This is a genomic window from Bacteroidia bacterium (genome assembly GCA_039924845.1).
GTDB lineage: Bacteria > Bacteroidota > Bacteroidia > DATLTG01 > DATLTG01 > DATLTG01.
The window spans coordinates 1-5,952 of the sequence record JBDTAC010000084.1 but is presented as its reverse complement, the minus strand read 5'-3'; the positions used below and the strand labels follow the sequence as shown (position 1 = coordinate 5,952).

Annotated in this window: 8 protein-coding genes; 6 read left to right on the top strand and 2 right to left on the bottom strand. The window is 35.3% G+C overall.

Features of this window, described 5'->3' with window-relative positions; genetic code table 11:
* Positions 1-477, bottom strand: a 477-nt coding sequence (locus tag ABIZ51_09870; GenBank protein MEO7089087.1) for an FKBP-type peptidyl-prolyl cis-trans isomerase, incomplete at its 3' end; no start/stop codon positions are given.
* 369 nt (positions 478-846) lie between these two features.
* On the opposite strand from ABIZ51_09870, the gene ABIZ51_09865 reads away from it, so the two are divergent.
* The 5 genes from ABIZ51_09865 to ABIZ51_09845 all read left to right on the top strand — a co-directional run bounded on the left by ABIZ51_09865 (position 847) and on the right by ABIZ51_09845 (position 4,679).
* Positions 847-1,983, top strand: a complete 1,137-nt coding sequence (locus ABIZ51_09865) for a hypothetical protein (GenBank protein MEO7089086.1) — start codon at positions 847-849, stop codon at positions 1,981-1,983.
* A 6-nt stretch (positions 1,984-1,989) separates the two neighbouring features.
* The gene (locus ABIZ51_09860; protein ID MEO7089085.1) at positions 1,990-2,661 is read left to right on the top strand and encodes a hypothetical protein; all 672 of its coding nucleotides are present in this window, start codon (positions 1,990-1,992) and stop codon (positions 2,659-2,661) included.
* An 18-nt stretch (positions 2,662-2,679) separates the two neighbouring features.
* Positions 2,680-3,510 carry a hypothetical protein gene (locus tag ABIZ51_09855; GenBank protein ID MEO7089084.1) on the top strand — a complete coding sequence of 277 codons (831 nt, stop codon included), beginning with the start codon at positions 2,680-2,682 and terminating at the stop codon, positions 3,508-3,510.
* A 25-nt stretch (positions 3,511-3,535) separates the two neighbouring features.
* The gene (locus ABIZ51_09850) at positions 3,536-3,943 is read left to right on the top strand and encodes a hypothetical protein (GenBank protein MEO7089083.1); all 408 of its coding nucleotides are present in this window, start codon (positions 3,536-3,538) and stop codon (positions 3,941-3,943) included.
* Positions 3,944-4,136: 193 nt separating this feature from the next.
* A complete protein-coding gene (locus ABIZ51_09845; protein MEO7089082.1) occupies positions 4,137-4,679 on the top strand; it encodes a T9SS type A sorting domain-containing protein in 543 nt (180 codons plus the stop codon).
* A gap of 386 nt (positions 4,680-5,065) precedes the next feature.
* Here ABIZ51_09845 and ABIZ51_09840 read toward each other — a convergent pair whose 3' ends face one another.
* Positions 5,066-5,479, bottom strand: coding sequence for a hypothetical protein (locus tag ABIZ51_09840; protein MEO7089081.1), 414 nt, complete (start codon positions 5,477-5,479; stop codon positions 5,066-5,068).
* 163 nt (positions 5,480-5,642) lie between these two features.
* Between ABIZ51_09840 and ABIZ51_09835 the strand changes: the two genes are divergently transcribed.
* A complete protein-coding gene (locus tag ABIZ51_09835; GenBank protein MEO7089080.1) occupies positions 5,643-5,783 on the top strand; it encodes a hypothetical protein in 141 nt (46 codons plus the stop codon).
* Positions 5,784-5,952 lie beyond the last annotated feature (169 nt).

The following is a 5,952-nucleotide window of genomic DNA, read 5'->3' as shown; positions in this document are numbered from 1 at the left end:
GTCTAATTCTTCCGCACTTGCTTTACGAACGTCTAATACTTCGCCAACAAAATGCAAATCTTGTCCAGCGAGCGGATGATTAAAATCCATACGCACATGTTGTTCTGTAACCTCTTCCACCATTCCTTCCATTCGATGACCTTGGTTATCCAGCATTGGAAGCAAGCTTCCTACTTTTACCATTTCGGTATCCAAACTTCCATCTTCAGCTTTAAATGCTTCGATCGGAACGTTTACAACGTTTTCAGACGAATGTAAGCCGTAACCATTTTTTGCTTCGATGTGAAAATCGAAGGTATCGCCTATCTTTTTCCCTTTTAAATTTTTCTCAAAATCTTCGAGCAACATACCTCCGCCAAACAAAAACACAAAAGGGTTCGCTTTCTCTGTTTTCTCCACCAACTCTTCGCTTCCGCCTTTTATTTTTGCTGTTAAATGGTAATCTACCGACACCACTGTTTCTTTTTCAATCGTCATTTTATCTGTTTTTTTGATTTATCCCACAAAGGTAAATTTTATTTTTAGTGTTGAAAAAATAATTTCTCAAAACACCCTTTCGCTTTATGCTGATAAACAAAAATGTTTTCTGTATTGATAAGCGCACAGAAATAATTCACAATCAGAAAACGATTAAAAACACGTGTTCAAAAAATAACAGCAATTAAATTTGCTTTCCTGAAAACAAGTTTTACATTTGCTTAATCCTAAAACAATCCGCCATGAAAATAATTACACAACACAACACAACACAACACAACACAACACAACACAACACAACACAACACAACACAACACAACACAACTAAGCAACCTGCAAAAATACTTTTAAAAATAACAGCCTTAGCGATGGTGTTATTGGTTTCACAAAAAGGCTTTTCGCAAACCGCTAACACCTTGGTTCCTTTGGGTAATATTGGTATCGGAACACTCAGCCCTCAAAATAAATTAGACGTTATCGGCTCCACGCACATGAATGGAACTGTTGCTATTGATAGCGCAACGGTAATGAAAGATTCTCTGCGTGTACAAGGAAAAGTAGTGCTGAAACAAAAATTAGTAGTAGAAGGAAAAGTAACGCTAAAAAAAGACGTTAACGTAAAACAAAATCTACAAGTAGATTCCAATCTTTCGGTAGCGGGCAATACATCTGTATTGGGAAATCTTATTTTAAAAAGCCCAAATCTCAATGGTTATTCCGGACTTTTATCCATCAGTGCAGGAGGTTCGGTAGGTCCGCCAATTTTTCCTGCTTGCGATGTAACCACTCCTTTTTGGATGAAAGTAGGAAACGGAGGTACAAATCCTGGTACTTCAACAAATTTAGGTACTGACTATTTGGGCACTTGCGATAATCAAGATTTAAGCATTCGTACCAACGCAATGGAGCGAATACGCATCAGTGCGGCAGGAAATGTGGGTGTTAACGGAACAGCTAATCCAAATGTGATGTTGAATGTGCTTTCCTTCGATAAGATTGGATTGTGTTCTTATACAAACAATACCAATCCTAATAATTTTAATATCAAAGCCATTGTAGATGGAGCAGGTGCTGATAATACAAAAGCCTTTGCCGTGCTTGACAACAATCAAAGCACTCCGCAAACATTTGTGGTTTATGGCAACGGACAAACAGTTATCGGAAATCAATTTCCTAAAACCAACCCTAACTTTACCACGTTTAAACTCTCGGTGGACGGAAGAATAATTGCGCAAGAAATAGTGGTTGAAAATACCGATTGGGCAGATTACGTTTTTAAACCCAATTACCCATTGATGCCGTTGAAACAAGTGGCAGATTACATTGGTTTAAACCAACATTTACCGGATGTGCCCACCGAAGCAGAAATAAAAAAAGACGGAAATAATTTGGGTGATACGCAAGTACTTTTACTCAAAAAAGTAGAGGAACTTACTTTGTATATGATACAACAAAATAAAAAAATAGATGATTTACAAAAACAAGTAGCTGAGTTGAAAAAATAGCGAAACATGAAAGGAACAGCAAAAAAAATTATTCTCTCCGGTATGTTTTTTCTATACATTATTGTGGGTTATTCTATGCCGATATCCAAAATCAAACAGGATAGTTCTTCTTGTAAAAAAATTGATTGGGGTTTCGCAATCCCATATTCAATAGTTTCAAATGCTAATTTTTACAGTGTTTCAAAACAATCTTCGGCAGGAGGCACTAAATTTTTTACAGGCATTTCTGTATTTGCAAAATACGATTATTCTAAAACAATTGCCTTACAATTTGGCACCTCCATTGAAGTAGGAGAATATACTAGATTTCTCCCTGATGATAATACGAAACAATATCCTTTTATTCATTTTTTTAGAGAAATTCAAATTCCTTCTTTCAGTGTTATATATCTCTTTAACAAACACAATAAGCCGAATAGTTTTTTCATGAGTGTTGGATATAGCCTAGATTTTATACTAAATCATTTTTGGAATCAAACAAAACAACAAGATGGGCAAAATTTTGTTTACGGGTCAAATGAAGTTTTACAACTCAGTAATAGCTATTTTAACTCCTCTGTTTTCACGCAGGTTGGAATTATCAATCATAAACAAAAAAAATATTATATCGCTATTAACGCATATTACAGTACTTATTGGAAAGATTATTACGGAATGACTATAGGAATTTATTTGTGATATTAAAACATGATAAATATGAGACACATAAAATATATTTGTATTGTTCTATTGCAATTTCAAACTGTTTTTGCACAGAATAACCTTATCCCTAACAACAGTTTTCAAGATGCTCAGCCCGGACGTGCACCAGCATGTAATCTTACAGGTGTTAGGACAACATGGGCTAACAATTTCGATGACGACATAGTTTCATGGAGTGTAGCGCGCAACAATGCTCCAACTAAAAGTAATACAGGTGTTCCTATTTGGATGGATTTGAACGATGGCCTCTTGGTGTCTACATATGTTCAAAGTATGTGCAGTTCTCTTTCCCACGGTTTGTTCACTAATACCTCTAGCCGGTTTATTGTCTTGGATGCGTCTCAAAGTATTCAAAAAATTTGTAAAAATGCTATTTATATAGAAGGCGGAGGCAATGGCGTTACTAATTCTTTAAATTATGAAAGGAATTTATTGTATTCTAACTATTTTATTACCAATTTGAGATTAGGATTAGGAATGGACTTTTTTACGGTTAAGAACTTAATTGTCCCATTATTACCCATTGAAATAAATTCATTTTCTAATATGAATTATAATCATCATTTGGAGTGTGGTATAGGTGTTACACCTTATTACTCGCCTATTGAAGAATCTCCAGCTTTTCCGATTAATGAAAATTTGAACGTAAGTAACTTAAAAAGTAAGATTAATGCACTTTTAGTAGTAAGAATAGGATATCGTTATCAAAAGAAAACACGCGGTTGGATTATTAGAGTTGCCTATACTCCTATTGTTTATGATACTTCATTCAATGGTAATTCATTTTGTAATCACTTAGGCTTTAGTATTGGCAGAAATTTTTAAATAGTTAGACATATAAAATATAAACATGAAAAAAAGTGCTGTAAAAATAATTAATCTCGTATTATTTTACTTGTTGACTTCTACATTTTTAGCAAATGCCCATTGTGGTTGCGATCAAATTTGTGGAAAATCTTCAGTTTGTCAGGGAGAAACAACTTCTTACTCTTTTCCATCATGTGGTTGGTATAGTTCATATCTTACAAATACAATATATTCGATTTCCGGAGGGACTGGTACGGCATCAACGGATGGTTCAATATCGATTACTTGGGGTTCTACCGGATCAGGAAGTGTAGATACATGGGCAAAAGGATATATTTTTGGCTTTACATATGCCCATACGCATTTAGATGTTACAATTGGAACTTGTGTTGGTGATGGATGTACTGCATCACCAATTACTCTAAGTAACCCTCTATCCTCTATCTTATAATACAGCATTATTTGAAACGCAAACAAAAATAATTGCAAATGATGCTTTTAAAGTATCTAATGGCAGTACAGTTATTTTACAAGCTGGGGAGGAAATTGAATTAGAGCCTAATTTTGAAGCTCTTGAAGGCTCAACTTTTGATGCTAAAATTGCTTCATGTACTATAAATCATACGGCCACCAATTCTTCTTTTATGCCCGACCCTTCAGACACAATAGTTCGCATTTGTGAAAATAAAAAGATTACAATTTATGGTGATTCTATTGATAGTGATGCAATAAGTTTTCATTGGGACTTTGGCAACAATCAATTCTCGAATTTACGTAATCCAACAATTTCTTATTCTACCAATGGTGTTTTCAATGTTAAAGTAATTATAAATAGACTTTCTGGTACTATAGATACGCTAACGCAGCCTATACTAATTTCTTCTTTACAAGAAGAAATTAGTATAGGTGGGAATTCACAAAGTGGCAATTACCAAACTATACAAACTTCCTTAATCAAAATCACTCCAAACCCCAATTCCGGATACTTTAAATTAGAGGTAAATTTTAAATCTCCTTTTGTGTTAGAAATTTATGATGTACTTGGTAGAAAAATATGGAACTCTCAAAATAATTTAACATCGGGAAGTTTTGACATTAATATTTCATCACAAATTAATGGAATTTATTATTTGAAAGCCATAAGCAACGATGGAATTGTTACAATCAAAAAAATAATAAAAATATAAATTCAGCAACTAAGTAGCAATAAATGTAGAAACGTCTGGTAGTTTTTTTCCAATTTTAGCAGTTTTGTCTTTTATTTTAATGATTATTTTTGGTTTAAAGGCTTTAAACAAAGCAGATCAAATCAATCGAAATTCTAAAAGTAAATATAAAAGCGAGGCTACTTCAGGTAGAAATCTGGCAATGGCAAGTATTTGAGTTTTAATGAAAGGATGTTTATGCAAGCAAGTCCTGAATTTACACAATTACTCGGGTACGAAAAAATGGTCAAATTAAATTATAAAATATCAAACGAAGGCATCGCCAAATAGCAGGCGATGCCTTTTTTTTAGCAAAAAGAAACCACACCTTTAAAGGATGTGGTTTCCGGATACACAAAGCGGATAGATCAAGTAATAGACTTTTTCCCTTTGCTTTTCGGAACGTACGAGCCGGTTACTACACTAAAACCGTACTCGCTCAATTCCTCCTCTCGCCCGCGATAGGTTGCCATTAACACATCGCGCATTTTTGCGATGAGGTAATTAAGGGTGTTGGGCGTACTGTTTGTTTGCCCCTTCTCGATGCCCATGGCTACACGAGCGGCTTGCATTTCGTTCTCACTTTCTTCGCGTAGCTCGATGCTGTGGGTTCGAGACAATAACGCGGAATCGGTAAGCGATTGCATACTTGCCAAATCGGTTGTGGCAATCGGACATTTCAGTCCGTCAATTGTGCTCTTTTCTAAAATGCGTTGAGCGAGACGCAATAAATCTCCCGGCTTGTTGCTCGGTACCTTTACTCTTACTGTTCTTTTTCCCATTGTTATTTTAGTTTAAATTGTTAATATGTCCAAAAACGCAAACAGGGATTTGATTATTGTATCTGATGTGGATTTGATTATTGTATCTGATGTGTTAAAATTTCCTAAAAAGCAGGTAATCCCTTTCATGATGCAGGTTTAAGGGCTTTTCGTTCAGGTAAACGTGTCATACGTTCATGTAAACGTACCTTACGATGAGCTAAACGTGCCTTGCGTTCATGTAAACGTGCCTTGCGATGAGCTAAACGTGCCTTGCGATGAGCTAAACGTGCCTTACGATGAGCTAAACGTGTCATGCGTTTAGGTAAACGTGCCTTGCGTTTAGGTAAACGTGTCATGCGTTCATGTAAACGCTGCTATGGTTTAGATAAACATCCCTTGCGGTAAATTGGAAGTTTTAGAAGCAATACAAAGCATAATTATTAGGAGAGTTGTTGAATCGTCCGTGCTGGCGAGGGCTGAAATAATGAGAT